Here is a 17,456-nt window from a genome sequence, read left to right on the forward strand (position 1 = left end):
TAGGAGATTCATCTCCCCCTTACCTCTACGCGCTTGAAGAGGGAGTTTTCTCTCCTTTTTTTGATAAAAAGCTGGGGCAAGTCGAATGATTATCAAACCTGCCCCAGCTTATCAGCTTAGTACGTTACTGATTAACGATCGTCTTCATTATCGTAATCCAATTCATCGAGATCGTCCTTGCCGATAACGTCGTCTACTTCATCTTCAATTTCTTCCAAATCCGCATCTTCTTCGTCATCATCGAAATCATCCAGCATATCATCGATGTCTTCATCTGTTATGTCTAAATCCTCATGGATATCTTCTGTGTCTTCCACTGCAGCTTTCTTCTTTTTCTTACGCTTTTTCGGTTCTTCTGTAATTTCTTCTTCTCCCTGTTCAACCGAATACCAGCTTTTTAGTCCCCATACACCGGAACCTAATGTTAAGTAACGTCCGTCAACATTCATGTCTGTATAGAATTGCGCAATCAAATTTTCTTTCTGTTCTTCGGATAAGTTTTTTAACTCTGCTATTTGAGAAAATAAATCTTGAAAAGGGATTGCTTTATTTTTTTCTTTTAGAATGAGGGAACCTAATTCAATCATGGATAAATCGTCAATTTGCTCTTGTGTTAATTCTTTCAAACTCACGCTCATGCACTCCTTTTAGAAAATAATCATACCCATCTATGCTATCAATGATTATTATATATGCTATTTTGAGATCGACACCAAAATCTATGGTTTATAAATAGATGTTATCATGACTCATAGTGACCGCTACGGAAAAACACTACGCTTTCCGTGGGCTTGAGCTCAGCCTCCTCGAAAAAAAGAAGTTCGCTTTTTTTCTGCGGGGTCTTCCCTCCGCGCTTTCCCACAGGAGTCTCCGTATTTTTCCTCCGCTAGCTAGTATCGCCAACATAATTATTCACTTATATCAACCAATGATTTGGATGAACATCCCCAATTCTTCACAATAAATCTATTTTACATTATAAACACATTTGATTGCAATTATCCAGTGAAAGTTGTTGGGATATATGCTGGATTTAAACATATCTCTCTTTTACTTCTAAAGGAGCATGAGCTGATATTATAAAGGTGGATATAGCTTCCTGTATATTACATATTCCGTCTGTATTGCCCGCCGACTTCATAGAGTGCTTTGGTGATTTCTCCAAGGCTTGCGTGGCGGACGGTGTGCAGCAGTTCTTGGAAGATGTTTCCGTCTGTTACTGCTGTCTGCTTTAATCGTTTCAGAGCTTCTTCTACATGATCTTTATGCTCTGATTGAAAACGACGCAGTTCATTAATTTGATGCATTTTTTCCTCTTCGGTTGCCCGGGCAAGCTCCATGGAATCAATATCTTCCTCTGAAGGCGGGTTGGGATTTAAATACGTATTCACCCCTACAATCGGCAGTGCTCCTGAATGCTTCTTTCCTTCATAATAAAGCGATTCCTCCTGAATTTTCCCGCGCTGGTATTGGCGTTCCATCGCACCCAGAACACCGCCGCGGTCATTCATCTGTTCAAATTCCTGCAGAACCGCTTCCTGCACAAGATCTGTTAACTCTTCAACAATAAAGGATCCCTGTAAGGAATTCTCATTTTTCGCCAGCCCAAACTCTTTATTAATAATCATCTGAATCGCCATCGCCCGGCGGACAGATTCTTCTGTCGGGGTCGTGATTGCTTCATCATAAGCATTGGTATGCAGGGAATTCGTATTATCCTGAATAGCTAATAACGCTTGCAATGTGGTGCGGATATCATTAAAATCAATCTCCTGCGCGTGCAGGGACCGCCCTGAGGTCTGCACATGATACTTCAGCTTTTGGCTGCGTTCGTTGGCACCGTATTTTTCCTTCATGGTAATTGCCCAGATTCTTCTCGCTACCCGGCCTATCACGGTATATTCCGGGTCTAGACCATTTGAGAAGAAGAAGGAGAGATTCGGTGCAAATTTATTAATATCCATTCCGCGGCTTAAATAATATTCCACATAGGTAAATCCGTTTGCTAACGTGAACGCCAGCTGGGTGATCGGGTTTGCGCCAGCCTCTGCAATATGATAACCGGATATGGAAACAGAATAATAATTACGTACCTTATTCTCTATAAAATATGCTTGAATATCCCCCATCATCCGCAGAGCAAATTCGGTTGAAAAAATACAGGTATTCTGTCCCTGATCCTCCTTTAAAATATCTGCCTGCACAGTTCCTCTGATGACAGAGACAGTTTCTGCCTGAATTTGATCAAATTCCTCCCTTGTCGGCGGACGTCCTTCCTCCTCGGTAAACTTATCCACCTGCTGGTCAATGGCCGTATTAAAATACATCGCTAAAATAATAGGCGCCGGACCATTGATTGTCATCGAGACAGACGTTAAAGGGTCTGTTAAATCGAAACCGCTGTAGAGCTTTTTCATGTCCTCTAATGTACAAATGTTTACGCCGCTGTTGCCTACCTTCCCGTAAATATCCGGACGTTCTGCAGGATCTTCTCCATATAAAGTCACCGAATCAAATGCTGTAGAGAGCCGTTTTGCTTCCTCCCCTTTAGACAGATAATGGAAGCGGCGGTTGGTCCGTTCCGGTGTACCCTCACCGGCAAATTGTCTCGTCGGGTCCTCTCCTTTTCGTTTAAATGGGAATACACCTGCCGTATAAGGAAAGGCTCCGGGAACGTTTTCCCGCATTAACCAATAAAGACGGTCTCCCCAATCCTGGTATTTCGGCAGCACTACTTTTGGAATCTTTAATCCCGAGAGAGACTCTGTTGTTAAATCCATCGTAATCTCTTTATCTCTTACTTTAAACGTAAAGGTATCCCCAAGATAGCTTTCTTTTAAAGTCTCCCAATTCTCCAGTAATTGTCTGGAATTCCCGTCTAATTGCTGTTCATAGCTCGAAATGGTTTGATTCAATGAAGCTGCAATAGCTTCCTCTGTGTCCTCCTTGGCTCCGGTTAACTGATAAAGTTTAGAAGCAATTTCCTGCTGCTTCCCGGCGCGTTTATCATAATTCCGGACATAGGAAGCAATCTCCCGTAAATAATGCCTGCGCTCATTCGTAATGATTTGATTTTGCTTTTCGGAGATAACATGGCGCGGAAAGGAGACCTCACCTTCCCACTGATAATCGGCATTTATTCGATCGATTAGGGACGCAAATAAAGCGTTCGTTCCTTCATCATTAAATTGACTAGCTATGGTGCCGAAAACAGGAAATTGGCTTTTATCCTCATGGAACAGCATATGACTGCGTTCGTATTGTTTCCGGACTTGATTCAGCGCATCCTCCGATCCCTTTTGCTCAAATTTATTAATCACAATAAAATCGGCATAATCGATCATATCTATTTTTTCTAATTGCGTCGGTGCCCCAAACTCCGCTGTCATGACATACATGGATAAATCCGTAATATCTGTTACCGCTGCATCACCCTGCCCAATCCCGCTCGTTTCGACAATAATCAGATCATAGTCTGATGCATGCACGACATTTATCGCATCCTGAATGGAATCAGAAAGCTCTGTTCCGGAATTTCTGGTCGCCAGCGAGCGCATATACACCCGCTCTGAAAAAATCGCGTTCATACGGATACGGTCACCAAGCAATGCCCCGCCTGTTTTTCGCTTGGATGGATCGATAGATAAGATAGCTACTTTCCGCTCTGGAATTTCATTTAAAAAACGGCGGATAAGTTCATCTGTCAGCGAGCTTTTCCCTGCTCCGCCTGTTCCTGTAATTCCGAGAACAGGGATTTTCTGTTGTTGCTGCTCTGAAAGTTTTTTTAATGCCTGCTTTTTCGTTTCTTCCTCCCCATTTTCCATCAAGGTAATGAATTTACCGATTGCTAAGCGGTCTCCTTTTTTTAACCGCTCCATATCTTTTTCAATATCAATCGGCGGAAGAAAATCACATTTTTCCAGCATCCTGTCAATCATCCCCTGCAGACCATACTTTCTCCCATCCTCGGGAGAAAACAGCCAGGCTACGCCATAATCATGAAGTTCTTTGATTTCACGGGGGAGAATCGTCCCTCCTCCGCCGCCTAATACTTGAATATGAGCCGCATCCAGTTCTTTCAACAGGTCAATCATATATTTAAAATATTCCACATGCCCGCCCTGATACGATGAGATAGCAATCCCCTGCGCGTCCTCCTGGATTGCTGCATAAACAACTTCTTCTACCGAACGGTTATGTCCAAGATGAATAACCTCCGCCCCGCTCGCCTGTAAAATACGCCGCATAATATTAATGGAAGCATCATGCCCGTCAAACAGGCTCGATGCCGTTACAAAACGAATAGGATGCTTTGGCGAATAACGTTCTTCTGTCATGCTTATCCCCCTCTTTTAGTCAGCTCTTAACATAGCAAAATCCCTAATCCTCCCTATAGTTACAGCCAGCAATCCACTTGCTTCATCTGCAGCTCGACATACTCATCGAGGGTAAATTCCTTTTGAATGAGCCAGCGGCGGAAACACCACATATGCCCGCTGACGACAATATGATTAGCCAGGAAATGAATTTCTTTCGTACTCCGTTTTTCTTTTAAACAAACGTTCAACAATTCCTCCATCATTCCGACAACCTTCTGCTCCTGCTCCAAGACAAATTGACGTTTTTCTTTATTTAATGATTTTGTTTCCTGATAGAGCATTAAAATTTCAGGCTGAATCGTGTCCATAAAATAAAGATATTGCCGAATCGCCTGCCGCAGGCTTTCCATCGTCGGATTCCCCACAGAAATCGTTTCTGCCAGCTGATCTCGGACCCGATCATGTACGAATTCACAGACAAGAAAAAGCACATCCTCTTTTGTTCTGATATATTCATATAATGTGCCAATGCTGAACCCGGATTCTTTCGCGATTTCTCTGGTCGTTGTACGATGAAAGCCTTTCTCCTTAAACAGCCGCATGGCGCCTTCAATAATCTGCTTCCGGCGCCGCATCACAAGTTCCTGGTCTTTTACAGAAGAACGGATCTGATCTTCACTCATTTTTTCAGCCTCCTTTTAAAAGAGATTGTGCTTTATTTTGTTACCATCCGCCCGATAACAAGCCGCTGAATTTCATTGGTTCCCTCATAAATTTGCGTTATCTTCGCATCACGCATGTATCGTTCTACCGGATAGTCTTTTGTATATCCATAGCCGCCGAAAATTTGAACCGCTTCGACAGTAGTACGCATCGCGGCATCTCCCGCAAATAATTTGGACATGGCGGATGCCTTTCCATATGGCTTTCCTTCTGATTCCAGCCATGCTGCCTGATAGGTCAACAGACGGGCTGCTTCAATCTCCGTAGCCATATCCGCCAGTTTAAAAGAGATTCCCTGGTTTGCTGCAATCGGTTTTCCGAACTGCTCTCTTTCCTTCGCATACGCTGCCGCTGCATCCAGGGCGCCCTGTGCGATTCCTAAAGCTTGTGCCGCAATCCCATTTCTGCCTCCATCTAAGGTCGTCATGGCGATTTTAAAGCCTTCTCCTTCTTCACCCAGCACATTTCCAGCTGGAATCCTGCAATTTTCAAAGATTAACTCTGTCGTCGGCGAAGAACGAATGCCCAGCTTCTTTTCCTTCTTGCCAAAGGTAAATCCTTCTGTTCCTTTTTCAACAATAAATGCCGTGATGCCTTTATGTTTTTGATCCGCATCTGTTTTTGCAAAAACGATATAAATATCAGCAACGCCGCCATTGGTAATCCATACTTTACTGCCATTCAGTATATAATCAGCGCCATCTTTTTTAGCAGTTGTTTTCATCGAAACAACATCGCTTCCGGCGCCCGGTTCGGATAAAGCATAAGCTCCCAGCGCTTCTCCCGTTGCAAGACGCTGGAGGAAATGCTGCTTCTGCGCTTCATTTCCATATTTATAGATTGGCCAGCTTGCCAGGGATACGTGGGCAGAAAGGGTAACTCCAGTCGAAGCACAGACACGTGATAATTCCTCTACCGCTATACAATAGCTCAGGTAATCCGAGCCGATTCCGCCATATTCTTCCGGCCAAGGGATACCTGTTAATCCCAGCGCTGCCATCTGATCAAAAATTGCTCTGTCAAACCGCTCTTCTTCATCTCTTTCTGCAGCTGTCGGCTCCACTTCATTTTCAGCAAAATCCCGGACCATCTTCCGCAGCATTTCCTGTTCTTCCGTTAATTGAAAATCCATCTCTATCTCCCCTTCAAAAGCTCTTTGGATATCACAATATGCTGTATTTCATTTGTTCCTTCATAGATTTCCGTCACTTTGGCATCACGAAACAGCCTTTCCACCGGATATTCCTTTGTATAGCCGTACCCTCCGTAAATTTGGACCGCTTCAATGGCATTTTGCATGGCCGTTTTCGTCGCTGTCAGCTTTGCCATCGATGTTTCCTTGATACAGGATTGATTCATTTCAATCCGTTTGGCTGACTGATAGGTTAATAGTTTCGCCGCTTCCACATTGGTTGCCATCTCAGCCAGCTTAAAAGCAATTCCCTGATTCGCTGCAATCGGCTTGCCAAATTGTTCTCTTTCCTTCGCATAAGCAACGGAATAATCTAAGGCTGCTTCTGCTATCCCGAGTCCCTGCGCCGCAATCCCAATCCTTCCGATGTTTAAGTTAGCCATCGCAATTTTAAAGCCTTCCCCTTCCGTGCCAAGCAGGTTCTCCTTCGGGATACGGCATTGCTCAAAGGTTAATTCCACCGTGCTTGAACCCTTTAAGCCCATCTTCTTTTCATTTTTCCCAATCGACAGACCGGGACTATCCTTTTCCACAATAAAAGCACTGATGTCATCTTTCGCTTCACCTGTTCTGGCAAACGTAATAAAGGTATCTGCATATTCTCCATTAGTAATAAATACTTTGGAGCCATTCAATACATACGTATCATCTACCAGCTTGGCAGTTGTTTTTAACCCGCTTGCATCTGATCCTGAATTCGCTTCTGTCAGAGCAAACGCGCCTAAATATTCTCCAGAAGCAAGTCTCGGAATATATTTTTGTTTCTGCTCCTCTGTTCCGAAATAAAGGATTGGATTGGTACCGACGGAGGTGTGTACCGATAAAATAACACCGACGGTTGCACTGACCTTCGACAATTCATGAATCACCCGGATATAGGAGCTGAAATCCATGCCGGCTCCTCCGTATTCCTCCGGGATAGGAATTCCCATTAAGCCTAGTTCCCCCATTTTCTTGATAATTTCTTCAGGAAACCGGTCTTGTTCTTCCATCCGCTCGACTTCGTTTGCAATTTCATCGCGGGCAAAGTCCTGAACCATTTTCACTAACATTTTTTGTTCTTCTGTTTGTGTGATAATCAACATGCACACCCCTTTAGTCAGTATATGAGTAGAACCCTTTACCCGCCTTCTTCCCAAGTCTTCCTGCCTGCACATACTGTCTCAGGAGCGGACACGGCCGATATTTACTGTCTCCAAAGCCTTCATGAAGAATTTCCATAATCGATAAGCAGGTGTCCAAGCCAATGAAATCTGCCAATTGCAGCGGGCCCATCGGATGATTCATCCCCAGCTTCATCACCTGGTCCACATCTTCTATACTGGCAACCCCTTCAAAGACGGTATAGACGGCTTCGTTAATCATTGGCATCAAGATACGGTTGGAAGCAAACCCTGGAAAATCTTTCACTTCCACATCCTGCTTGCCTAATGCTTCCGCCAATTGCTGTACTGTTTGATACGTCGCATCACTCGTTTCTAAGCCCCGAATAATTTCAACCAGCTTCATAACAGGAACTGGGTTCATAAAATGCATGCCGATAAATTGTTCTGCCCTGCCAGTAACAGCTGCAATTTCTGTAATCGGCAAGGAGGAGGTATTGGTTGCAAAAAGACTATGCGACGGCGCAAGTTCATCCAGCCTGCGGAACACGTCTTTTTTCACTTCCAGCTTCTCTACCACTGCTTCAATAATAAAATCTGCTGTAATTGGATCCGCATCCAAATCAACAACAAGCTGCAGGCGATTCAATGCCTGCTCCTTTGTATCCGCTTCCATTTTCCCTTTTGCAACATCCTTCTCAAATATCTTTTCAATATACTGCTTTCCTCTTTTCAATGCCCCGATATCCGCATCATACAGCTTTACCTCATAGCCGGAACGGGCAAAAACGAGTGCGATACCTGCACCCATTTGCCCTGCTCCGATTACCATTACTTCTTTTACAGTCATGATTATACGCTCCTTTTCAAAGGGTTTTAAACTTATCGTTTAAACTCACGCTTCACTTGACGGTACTTCAATTAAAACTGCGTCTCCTTGACCGCCGCCGCTGCAAATTGCTGCAATGCCTTTTCCTCCGCCGCGGCGTTTTAATTCATGTATCAAAGTTAAGATAATCCGGTTACCGCTTGCGCCAATTGGATGCCCCAGTGCTACTGCCCCTCCATTGACATTGATTTTTTCCTCATCAATATCCGCAATTTGCCCGCTTGCCAGTGCAACTACTGCAAATGCTTCATTGATTTCATAAAGATCAATTTCTTCCTTGGATACACCTGTTTTTTCTAGCAGACGATTGATTACTAAGCCCGGTGTTTGCGGGAAGTCTTTTGCCTCCACTGCTACTTCTGCATGACCTAAAATTGTTGCCAGCGGTGTTTTATTTAATTCCTTTGCTTTTTCATCAGACATTACGACGACAGCACTTGCCCCATCGTTAACACCAGGTGCATTTCCCGCTGTAATGGTGCCGTCCTTATCAAATGCAGGTCGAAGTGCAGCCAGTTTTTCCACCGTCGTACCTTTTCTTGGTGTTTCGTCATCGCTGACCACAATCGGTTCTCCTTTACGGACAGGAATTTCTACAGGAACAATCTCATCAGCAAACTTCCCTGATTCGATCGCTTCTACTGCCAGCTGCTGACTCCGGGCTGCCCATTCATCTTGGCGTTCACGTGTTACTTCAAAGGAAGCAGCTGTGTCATTACCGTAGCTCCCCATGTGATTTCCTGTAAAGGTACAGGTAAGACCATCATGAATCATTAAATCCTTCACCGCTTTATCACCCATGCGATTTCCCCATCTGGCATCAGGTAAGAAGTATGGTGCATTACTCATGCTTTCCATTCCGCCGGCTACAATGACATCCTCTTCCCCTAAGCGAATCAATTGATCAGCCAGCGTCACACTGCGTAATCCAGAGGCACATACCTTATTGATTGTTTCCGTTTTTACTTCCCAAGGGATACCCGCTTCTACAGCAGCCTGTCTGGACGGAATTTGCCCCTGTCCGCCTTGCAGAACCGTTCCCATGATTACCTCATCTACATCTGCACCGGCAATTTCAGCTCTTTCCAATGCTGCTTTAATTGCTTTTGCTCCCAGATTTACTGCGGTTAACGGCGTTAAAGCCCCTCCAAATTTTCCGAAAGGGGTCCGCGCCCCTGAAACAATAACCGATTTTCTCATACGATATAGCCTCCCTTATTTATTCGAACGAACGCTCGTTCAACAGACAGTAGAAAATATAGAGAGGACGTCAATCCTCTCTATACCTTTATGCTGTTTTTTCTTCATTTTCTTCTAAAACAGATAGTGCCAGAATTTCAGCCACATCCATGGTACCAATATCCTCTTCTACTTCTTTCGCTTTTGTCCCATCACTCAGCATCGTTAAGCAGTATGGACAGGCACTGGAAATCATTGATGGCTGCACCTGTAATGCCTGCTCTGTACGGGCCACATTAATCCGGTTTCCAGTCGTTTCCTCGGTCCACATCAAGCCGCCGCCTGCACCGCAGCACATCCCATTCTCGCGGCTGCGGTCCATTTCTACCAGCTCTAAGCCTGGAATAGCCTTCAAAATTTCCCGTGGCGGATCGTAAACGCCATTATATCTTCCTAAATAACAGGAATCATGGTAGGTCAATCTTTCATTGATTGCTCTCTGCGGCTTCAGCTTCCCTGACATGACAAGGTCATAGAGCAGCTGCGTATGATGGTAGACCTCTGCTTCAAACCCAAAGTCAGGATATTCATTCTTAAATATATTGTACGCGTGCGGGTCAATCGTGACAATTTTTGTGACGTCATTCTTGGTAAATTGCTTGATATTTTTCTCGGCAATTTCCTGGAATAAAAACTCATTCCCAATTCGTCTTGCCGTATCGCCAGAATTTGCTTCGGTGTTTCCTAAAATGGCAAAGCTGACGCCAGCCTGGTTCATTAATTTAGCAAAGCTGAGCGCAATTTTCTGGCTGCGGCTGTCAAAGGAGCCCATCGAGCTGACCCAGAATAGATACTCAAAGGATTTATCCTCCTTCTTCAGCTCTTTCACTGTCGGAATATAAGCCGATTCGTCCTCGTCGCGCCATTTGATCCGGTCCTTCTTCGATAAGCCCCATGGATTGCCCTGACGTTCAATATTCATAACAGCACGCTGGATTTCAGAATCCATTTTCCCTTCTGTCATCACCAAGTAACGGCGCATATCGATAATTGTACCGACATGTTCATTATTGACAGGACAAGCATCCTCACAGTTTCTGCATGTTGTACATCCAGCTAATTCTTCTTCTGTAATGACATCGCCGATCAGGCTCATGCTTTGCACCGATGCAGCTGCTTCCTTGCTTGCAGAAGCCTGATTGCCGGCAGTTCCGGAAAAAGCATAGGAAGGGACCCACGCGGATTTCCCAGTAACCGCTGCGCCTTTTTCGGTTAAATGATCACGAACCTTAATCATAATATCCATCGGCGAAAGCATTTTCCCTGTTCCGGATGCCGGACAGACATCCGTACAACGGCCGCATTCCACGCAAGCATAGAAATCGACCATTTGATGCTGTTTAAAATCCTCTACCTTTCCGACACCAAAAGCGATTTCTTCTTCATTTTCTTCATCCATATTTTCTAAATCAAAATCGATCTTTTCTAATTTTCCAGGCACTTTTTTCGTCAAAAAGACATTGATTGGTGCAGCAATCAAGTGTGCGTGTTTGGACTGCGGCACATACACTAAGAAAGTAAGCAATGTTATCGTATGTACCCACCAGGCAATATAGAATAAAACCATTGCTGTCCCTGTTGAAATGCCGCCGAATAACCCGGCAACAGCACTGGCAACCGGCTCCGTCCATGTTAATTCATGTCCATGCCAAATCATGGCCATTCCATTTCCGAACAGTACAGAAATCATCAATGTTCCAATGAAAATAAGGACAAGTCCTGCTTTCAGGCCTCTTTTCAAACGGACGAGCTTCTCCATATAACGGCGGTAAAATGCCCATACCACAGCCACCAGAATCATTAAGGTCACGAGCTCTTGAAAAAAGACAAATCCCGGGTAAAGCACGCCAAACGGTAGATGATTCCCCGGCGACAGCCCTTTGACAAACATATCAATGGCTCCAAATTGAACCAGGATGAAGCCGTAAAACATCATCACGTGAATCGTGCCGGATTTTTTATCTTTTAACAGCTTGGATTGCCCAAATACATTTTTTATAATGCGTTGGATCCGCAGCTTTATCTCGCCGTCAAACTCTGATTTTTTACCGAGCCTGATATAGGCGACTCTTGTTGCGATGACTTTGGCAAATAAGAATAATGCATAGCCTGTTATGACTATAAATGCTATCCAATTAATCATCAGAAATGTATCCAAGATGATTCCCCCTCTTTATATTATAATATAAATTGACAGCGTTTTCATATATGTGTAAAAAATAATTCTATCTCTACTTTAAAACATGAATGAACATTCAGTCAACCTATTTGGAGGAAATAATGATAATTTTTAGCGGTTTATCAAAATAAATTTATTTACTCAAATATAAACCCAAAAAAAGAACCTTAAACAAATAAACATTACTGTAAGATTCTTGTGAAATTTTATTCTCATCTTTTAAACCCTATCTTCAGCTCTTTTATAGGCTTCCATTTTATCGCGAGGACCGATAGCTATAATTTTCATTTGAATGACACTTTCATTAATAGGTTGATAAATAATACGAATTCCGCTACTTTTATGCTTTATTTTAGCACAGTTATGTAATGGACTGTTCAAGGGCTCTGCCAAACCGTCAGGCTTCAACAAAGCTCCTTGTTTTGCCCTTCTAGTAATTAATTCTAAGATAAGCGGAAGCTGATTTCGTTGCTTCTTTAAATCTTTTAAAGCTACAGGATGAAAGGTAAGCTCCATATTATATTCTAGAAATAAATGATTTATAAATTGTTTCACTTTATCCTTTTTTACCATAGTTAATTCTCTTCTGAATCAAAATCATCTGATTTTATTTTTGCGTTTAAAGAATCAAAATCAATTTCAATTCCTTCGTCGTTTAAACTTTCCACCATGTCTTCAAAAGATATTGATTCATTTGGGTTGGTATCCAAACGGGAAATTGCTTCCAATTCTACTAGTTGATCCTGTAGCTGATCAAAACGTTCTTTATAATTCAGCAGTTCTTTATAATGCTCTACTTCAGCTAATACAACTGCAGTATCTTTTTTCTTCGAATTTTGAATAATGTACACATCATCTTTTCCATCTTGGGTAGAAAGATAATCCATTATTTCACTCAATTTTTTTGTTCGGGTAATATCTGTAATATTAACAACATGGTCACGAGCAAAATCTAACGTATCAGCATCAACAGCTTTACGTTTTCTTCTTTTCTCCAAATTAATCACACTCACTTCCTCAGCCTCCTTCTATTATATTCAAATACTTTTTTGAGTATACACATATTATAACATTTATACCTCGTAAAACAACACTTAAAACAACACGCTATTTACTACGTTTAAATCACATTAAAAAAACCCGCAAAGAGAAATCAACCATTTCTCTGAGGGATTTTTTAATGTGATTATTCTATTTTACATTTTCTCCGGTGCATTCACACCTAAGATACCCAAGCCGTTCGCCAGTGTTTGACGCACTGCTTTCATTAAAGCAATACGCGCGCTGGTACGCTCTGGATTATCTCCATCCAATACTTTTTCTGCATTGTAGAAGCTGTGCAGTGTAGAAGCAAGGTCAAATACATATTGCGTGACTTTATGCGGCATTTGTTTATCTGCTGCTTCAGCGATAACCTGCGGCAGCTCTCCTACTTTTTTAAGCAGATCAAGCTCTTTTTCTGCTGTTAATAAGGACGCATCAAAGTCCCCATCTGTTGCAAATCCTTTATTCTTCGCCTGTTCCAGCATCGTGCAAATACGTGCATGAGCATATTGAACATAATAAACCGGGTTATCATTGGATTGTGATTTGGCAAGGTCCATATCAAAGTCTAACTGCGAATCATTGGAACGCGCTACGAAATAATAACGGACCGCATCGATTCCTACCTCATCCATCAGCTCTCTTAAGGAGACAGCTTTCCCGGTACGCTTGCTCATTTTTACCTTTTCCCCGGCTTCAAACAGATTAACCATTTGGATAATTTTCACGGAGAATTTCTCAACTGGATAACCTAACGCCTGCAAAGCAGCTCCCATTCTTGGAATATATCCATGATGGTCTGCGCCCCACACATTAATAATTTGGTCAAAACCGCGGTCTAATTTATTTTTATGGTAAGCAATATCTGGTGTTAGATACGTATATGCTCCGTCCTGCTTAATAAGGACACGGTCTTTATCATCACCAAAAGCAGTCGTCTTAAACCATAATGCACCGTCTTTTTCATACGTATAGCCGCCATCTTCCAATACTTGTAAAGCAGCATCAATCTGGTCGTTTTCAAAAAGAGAACGCTCGGAGAACCAGCTGTCAAATTCAACACGGAAATCCTTTAAATCATTTTCAATATTACGCAGGGAAGCCTTTAAGCCATATTCTTTAAAATAATCGAGACGCTCTTCATGTGATTTCTCCGCCCAGGCATCCCCTTTCTCTTTCACAAGGTTTTTCGCAATATCAATGATTGCCTGCCCATGGTAGCCGTCTTCCGGCATATCTACGGACTGCCCTAATTCCTGTAAATAACGTGCCTCTACAGATAAGCCAAGATTGTTGATCTGGTTTCCTGCATCATTAATATAATATTCTCTCTCCACTTCATAGCCTGCAGCTGCAAAAAGATTACATAATACATCCCCGAATGCAGCATTTCGCGCATGGCCTAAGTGAAGGTCACCAGTCGGGTTAACAGAAACAAATTCAACCTGAACCTTTTCTCCGTTCCCGTCTTTTGAAGTGCCGTAAGCATCTCCAGCGTCCAGTACGGTTTCAATGACTTCCCCTAAGAAATCCTGCTTCATATAGAAATTGATAAATCCGGGTCCGGCAATATCAATTTTTTCAACAGACGCTGCCTGCTTATCTAAGTTGGCTGTAATTTCATCTGCAATTTGACGCGGTGCTTTTTTCGCAATTCGAGCCAGCTGCATCGCAATATTGGTGGCAAAATCGCCATGTGCTTTATCCTTCGGTGTTTCCAGAATAATATCCGGAATCGTATCCTCCGTCGCAAGCTCTGCAGCAAGAACAGCTGTATGAATTTGCTCCTTTAATGTTTCTTCTGTTTGTGCTAATACATTCATTCCTTATTTCCTCCTTGTTTCTATCCCCGCCGGCAGTTTAAGGAACACGACATACAGGTGGACTGCTCTTATGCCAGAAAGGGATACCACTTACGTTCCGCTCCTTCTGTCACGGATTTACTTTTGGCAATTTCTCTCCCGCTTACCTGCTCCCAATTCCTTAAAGGTGGGAAAATCTTTGCTTATTTTGTTGAAAATCGAAGCTTGAGCTGATGCTTCCGTTCGAGTTGTTCATTCAGCTTCATCGTATAATTCATATCAAGCACCCGCGGCATGGCATCCTCTGTAAATGAAATCGATTCTGTAAAAGTTTCCATATGAATATTGCCATGCATATGCTGATAAATGTTTTCTGTTTTATGGCCTAATTGAAATTGCTGATTCATTTGGATGACACCTGTTCTCTTAATCGAGACACGCTCCGGCCGAATCATAATCATATTTTGAATCGTTCCGGCTTCTTCATTTACTTCCTCGTATTTAAGTACATCGATGCTGCCTTTCTTCGTCCATTCTCCCGTGAAGGATTGTTCCTGCGTCTCCTGTTCACCGGAATCTACGTCATAAATCACTGTCTTCAGCGTAATATTAACATGCTCGGAATTATGTTGCATACGTACTCCTTTAATCTTGTTTACAAATTTATATTTATAGTGTACTTATTATATCTTTAAAATACCATGATAAGCAATACTCTTGCTGTGTAAAAAACTTTATCACGGCATGAGTGTCCATAATTCCCCCTAACTTACACGGAAAAATTCGTTTACTATGAGTGGGGAAAAACTATCCACTAAATCAAGTTTCGTTTTACACGTTTATAAAAGCCGTTCTTTTTCCATAATAAATAGAGAGAATAAATAAACTCCAGTATCACCATTTTGCAAAGACATATTTATTTTGGAGACGATAAAGGATGAAATCATTAAAAAAGCTGCGTCTAATCTATAAATTAATTGGCGGCGTTGTGCTGCTGATTATTACTGGTTTTTTAGCTATTTACTTATTAGCCTATCTCATGGGCCCTCCAAGTCTCAGCACTCAATCTCCTGCTGTGTTTTACGACCGGGAAGGGAATGAGATTGAGGATACATTTGGAGACTCTTATGAATGGGTACCTTTAGAAAATATAGATGATTCCGCTGTCCAGGCGAGTCTGGTGATTGAAGACAATCGTTTTTTTGATCATCACGGACTCGATTATTTCCGGATTGCGAAATCACTGTGGAATAATTTTATTTCCGGCTCGTTAAAAGAAGGAGCCAGCACGATTACACAGCAATATGCCAGAAATCTCTATCTATCTGCAGATAAAACCTGGTCCCGCAAGCTGCAAGAAGCCTTCTATGCCATTCGTTTAGAAATGTTTTATTCCAAAGAAGAAATTCTAGAAGGGTATATGAATACCATTTATTACGGTCACGGAGCCCACGGGATTGAAGCGGCAAGCAATTATTTTTTTGGAAAGCCTGCTCATCAGTTAACCCTGGCAGAAGCGAGTATGTTGGCAGGGATTCCAAAGGGACCGACGTATTATTCACCGCTCAATAACTTAGAAAATGCGACGGACAGGCAGCAGCTTATCCTCCATCGAATGCTGGAAAATGAAATGATTACGGAGACTGAATACGAAGAGGCAATAAATGAAGAATTAGCTTATCAGCAGTTGGCTCCAGCTGAGGAGGAAGCGTCCTATTTTAAGGATGAAGCATTAAAGGAGGCCGCACGGATTTTGGAAAAGGACGTGGAAGAAATAAAGCTCGGCGGCTATCAGCTGCACACAACATTGAACAGTGATTATCAGCAAGAAATGGAAGAGGCCGCTGCTCAAACCATTGAGGAAGGCAGCGACTTACAGGCTGCCGGCATTTCCATTGTCCCGCAAACTGGCGAAATAGCTGCCATGATTGGCGGAACCAATTATAAAGAAAGCAGCTACAACCGGGCGATGGATGCTAAACGGATGCCCGGTTCTACCTTTAAGCCTATTTTGTATTATGCAGCCTTAGAAAATGGCTATACAGCCAGTACGACCTTAACCAGCGAAGCAACCACTTTTGAGCTTGCAGACGGTTCTGCTTACCAGCCGAGTAATTTTAATGGGTATTATGCAGATGCCCCTATCACGCTAGCAGAGGCAATTGCATTATCAGATAACATCTATGCTGTCAAAACCGCGCTTTATGTAGGCGGAGAACGATTTATCGAGACAGCTGAAAAATTCGGGATAGAAAGTGACCTGAATAATGTTCCTTCCCTGGCGCTCGGCACTTCTTCTTTATCGGTCATTGAGCTGACGAACGCCTATGCCCGTATTGCCAATGGAGGGGAAGCAGTCACGCCATATCTTATTGAAGAAATTACAGATGCGGATGGAAAAACACTTTATTCGCACAGTCCCGAGGAGAGCGAGCCCGTTCTCGATGAAAAAAAAGCGTTTATTCTGACCCAGCTTCTAACCGGAATGTTTGACGAAACATTAAATAGCTACACCAGTGTCACCGGAGCAAGTCTGCAAAATCAGCTTACCGATATTTATGCCGGCAAATCGGGAACAACGGATTTTGACAGCTGGATGATCGGCTATAGCCCCGTTATCTCTACCGGCATTTGGGTCGGGTATGACGACCACCGGGAAATGACCAATGTAGCGGAAGCAGCCTTTTCGAAAGAGATATGGGCAAATTATATGGAGAATATTGACGAAGACGGAAAAAATGTTTTTCCCATGCCTTCCGGAGTTGTCGGACTTCCAATCGATCCAGTCAGCGGATTACGTGCCGATACCAGCTGTGAAAAAAGCAGAATCATGTTTTATGAAAAAGGGACCGAGCCGCTTGGATACTGTCATAACGGAAATGTCGATCAGCGGGATGATGCCATCGAGGACACGGGGATTCTTGAGAAATGGTTTGATTCGTTGTTCTAAACGTGGAAAAGGCCTG

Annotated in this window: 13 protein-coding genes; 1 reads left to right on the forward strand and 12 read right to left on the reverse strand. The window is 42.9% G+C overall.

The window, feature by feature from the left end:
- Positions 1-131 precede the first annotated feature (131 nt).
- The 12 genes from rpoE to MKY65_RS21120 form a co-directional block, all read right to left on the reverse strand.
- Positions 132-638, reverse strand: a complete 507-nt coding sequence (gene rpoE, locus MKY65_RS21065; RefSeq protein WP_339180401.1) for a DNA-directed RNA polymerase subunit delta — start codon at positions 636-638, stop codon at positions 132-134.
- Between the two features lie 468 nt (positions 639-1,106).
- A complete protein-coding gene (gene icmF / locus MKY65_RS21070; protein WP_339180403.1) occupies positions 1,107-4,337 on the reverse strand; it encodes a fused isobutyryl-CoA mutase/GTPase IcmF in 3,231 nt (1,076 codons plus the stop codon).
- A gap of 59 nt (positions 4,338-4,396) precedes the next feature.
- Positions 4,397-5,002 carry a TetR/AcrR family transcriptional regulator gene (locus tag MKY65_RS21075; protein ID WP_339180404.1) on the reverse strand — a complete coding sequence of 202 codons (606 nt, stop codon included), beginning with the start codon at positions 5,000-5,002 and terminating at the stop codon, positions 4,397-4,399.
- A 32-nt stretch (positions 5,003-5,034) separates the two neighbouring features.
- On the reverse strand, positions 5,035-6,174 hold the full coding sequence (locus MKY65_RS21080) for an acyl-CoA dehydrogenase (protein ID WP_339180407.1): 1,140 nt from the start codon (positions 6,172-6,174) through the stop codon (positions 5,035-5,037).
- A gap of 2 nt (positions 6,175-6,176) precedes the next feature.
- Positions 6,177-7,316 (reverse strand): acyl-CoA dehydrogenase, encoded by a 1,140-nt coding sequence (locus MKY65_RS21085; RefSeq protein ID WP_339185338.1) that lies wholly within the window; start codon positions 7,314-7,316, stop codon positions 6,177-6,179.
- 13 nt (positions 7,317-7,329) lie between these two features.
- Positions 7,330-8,187: a 3-hydroxybutyryl-CoA dehydrogenase gene (locus MKY65_RS21090; RefSeq protein ID WP_339180410.1), complete on the reverse strand. Its 858-nt coding sequence runs from the start codon at positions 8,185-8,187 to the stop codon at positions 7,330-7,332.
- 45 nt (positions 8,188-8,232) lie between these two features.
- The gene (locus tag MKY65_RS21095) at positions 8,233-9,426 is read right to left on the reverse strand and encodes an acetyl-CoA C-acetyltransferase (protein WP_339180412.1); all 1,194 of its coding nucleotides are present in this window, start codon (positions 9,424-9,426) and stop codon (positions 8,233-8,235) included.
- An 88-nt stretch (positions 9,427-9,514) separates the two neighbouring features.
- The gene (locus tag MKY65_RS21100; protein ID WP_339180414.1) at positions 9,515-11,623 is read right to left on the reverse strand and encodes a (Fe-S)-binding protein; all 2,109 of its coding nucleotides are present in this window, start codon (positions 11,621-11,623) and stop codon (positions 9,515-9,517) included.
- A gap of 240 nt (positions 11,624-11,863) precedes the next feature.
- A complete protein-coding gene (locus tag MKY65_RS21105; protein ID WP_339180417.1) occupies positions 11,864-12,217 on the reverse strand; it encodes a hypothetical protein in 354 nt (117 codons plus the stop codon).
- Between the two features lie 2 nt (positions 12,218-12,219).
- Positions 12,220-12,657 carry a hypothetical protein gene (locus tag MKY65_RS21110; protein ID WP_339180419.1) on the reverse strand — a complete coding sequence of 146 codons (438 nt, stop codon included), beginning with the start codon at positions 12,655-12,657 and terminating at the stop codon, positions 12,220-12,222.
- A gap of 183 nt (positions 12,658-12,840) precedes the next feature.
- Positions 12,841-14,511: an arginine--tRNA ligase gene (gene argS / locus MKY65_RS21115; RefSeq protein WP_339180422.1), complete on the reverse strand. Its 1,671-nt coding sequence runs from the start codon at positions 14,509-14,511 to the stop codon at positions 12,841-12,843.
- A 182-nt stretch (positions 14,512-14,693) separates the two neighbouring features.
- Complete coding sequence (locus tag MKY65_RS21120; RefSeq protein WP_339180425.1) at positions 14,694-15,125, reverse strand: DUF1934 domain-containing protein; 432 nt, start codon at positions 15,123-15,125, stop codon at positions 14,694-14,696.
- A 302-nt stretch (positions 15,126-15,427) separates the two neighbouring features.
- Between MKY65_RS21120 and MKY65_RS21125 the strand changes: the two genes are divergently transcribed.
- The gene (locus tag MKY65_RS21125) at positions 15,428-17,440 is read left to right on the forward strand and encodes a PBP1A family penicillin-binding protein (protein WP_339180427.1); all 2,013 of its coding nucleotides are present in this window, start codon (positions 15,428-15,430) and stop codon (positions 17,438-17,440) included.
- Positions 17,441-17,456 lie beyond the last annotated feature (16 nt).

The organism is Oceanobacillus sp. FSL W7-1293 (assembly GCF_037969815.1).
GTDB lineage: Bacteria > Bacillota > Bacilli > Bacillales > Amphibacillaceae > Oceanobacillus > Oceanobacillus oncorhynchi.

Bases quoted from the DNA above. Each gene is read 5' to 3' on its own strand.
- icmF (WP_339180403.1), bottom strand. From the start codon at position 4,337: ATGACAGAAGAACGTTATTCGCCAAAGCATCCTATTCGTTTTGTAACG.
- MKY65_RS21095 (WP_339180412.1), bottom strand. From the start codon at position 9,426: ATGAGAAAATCGGTTATTGTTTCAGGGGCGCGGACCCCTTTCGGAAAA.
- argS (WP_339180422.1), bottom strand. From the start codon at position 14,511: ATGAATGTATTAGCACAAACAGAAGAAACATTAAAGGAGCAAATTCAT.
- MKY65_RS21090 (WP_339180410.1), bottom strand. From the start codon at position 8,187: ATGACTGTAAAAGAAGTAATGGTAATCGGAGCAGGGCAAATGGGTGCA.
- MKY65_RS21120 (WP_339180425.1), bottom strand. From the start codon at position 15,125: ATGCAACATAATTCCGAGCATGTTAATATTACGCTGAAGACAGTGATT.
- MKY65_RS21105 (WP_339180417.1), bottom strand. From the start codon at position 12,217: ATGGTAAAAAAGGATAAAGTGAAACAATTTATAAATCATTTATTTCTA.
- MKY65_RS21080 (WP_339180407.1), bottom strand. From the start codon at position 6,174: ATGGATTTTCAATTAACGGAAGAACAGGAAATGCTGCGGAAGATGGTC.
- MKY65_RS21125 (WP_339180427.1), top strand. From the start codon at position 15,428: ATGAAATCATTAAAAAAGCTGCGTCTAATCTATAAATTAATTGGCGGC.
- rpoE (WP_339180401.1), bottom strand. From the start codon at position 638: ATGAGCGTGAGTTTGAAAGAATTAACACAAGAGCAAATTGACGATTTA.
- MKY65_RS21075 (WP_339180404.1), bottom strand. From the start codon at position 5,002: ATGAGTGAAGATCAGATCCGTTCTTCTGTAAAAGACCAGGAACTTGTG.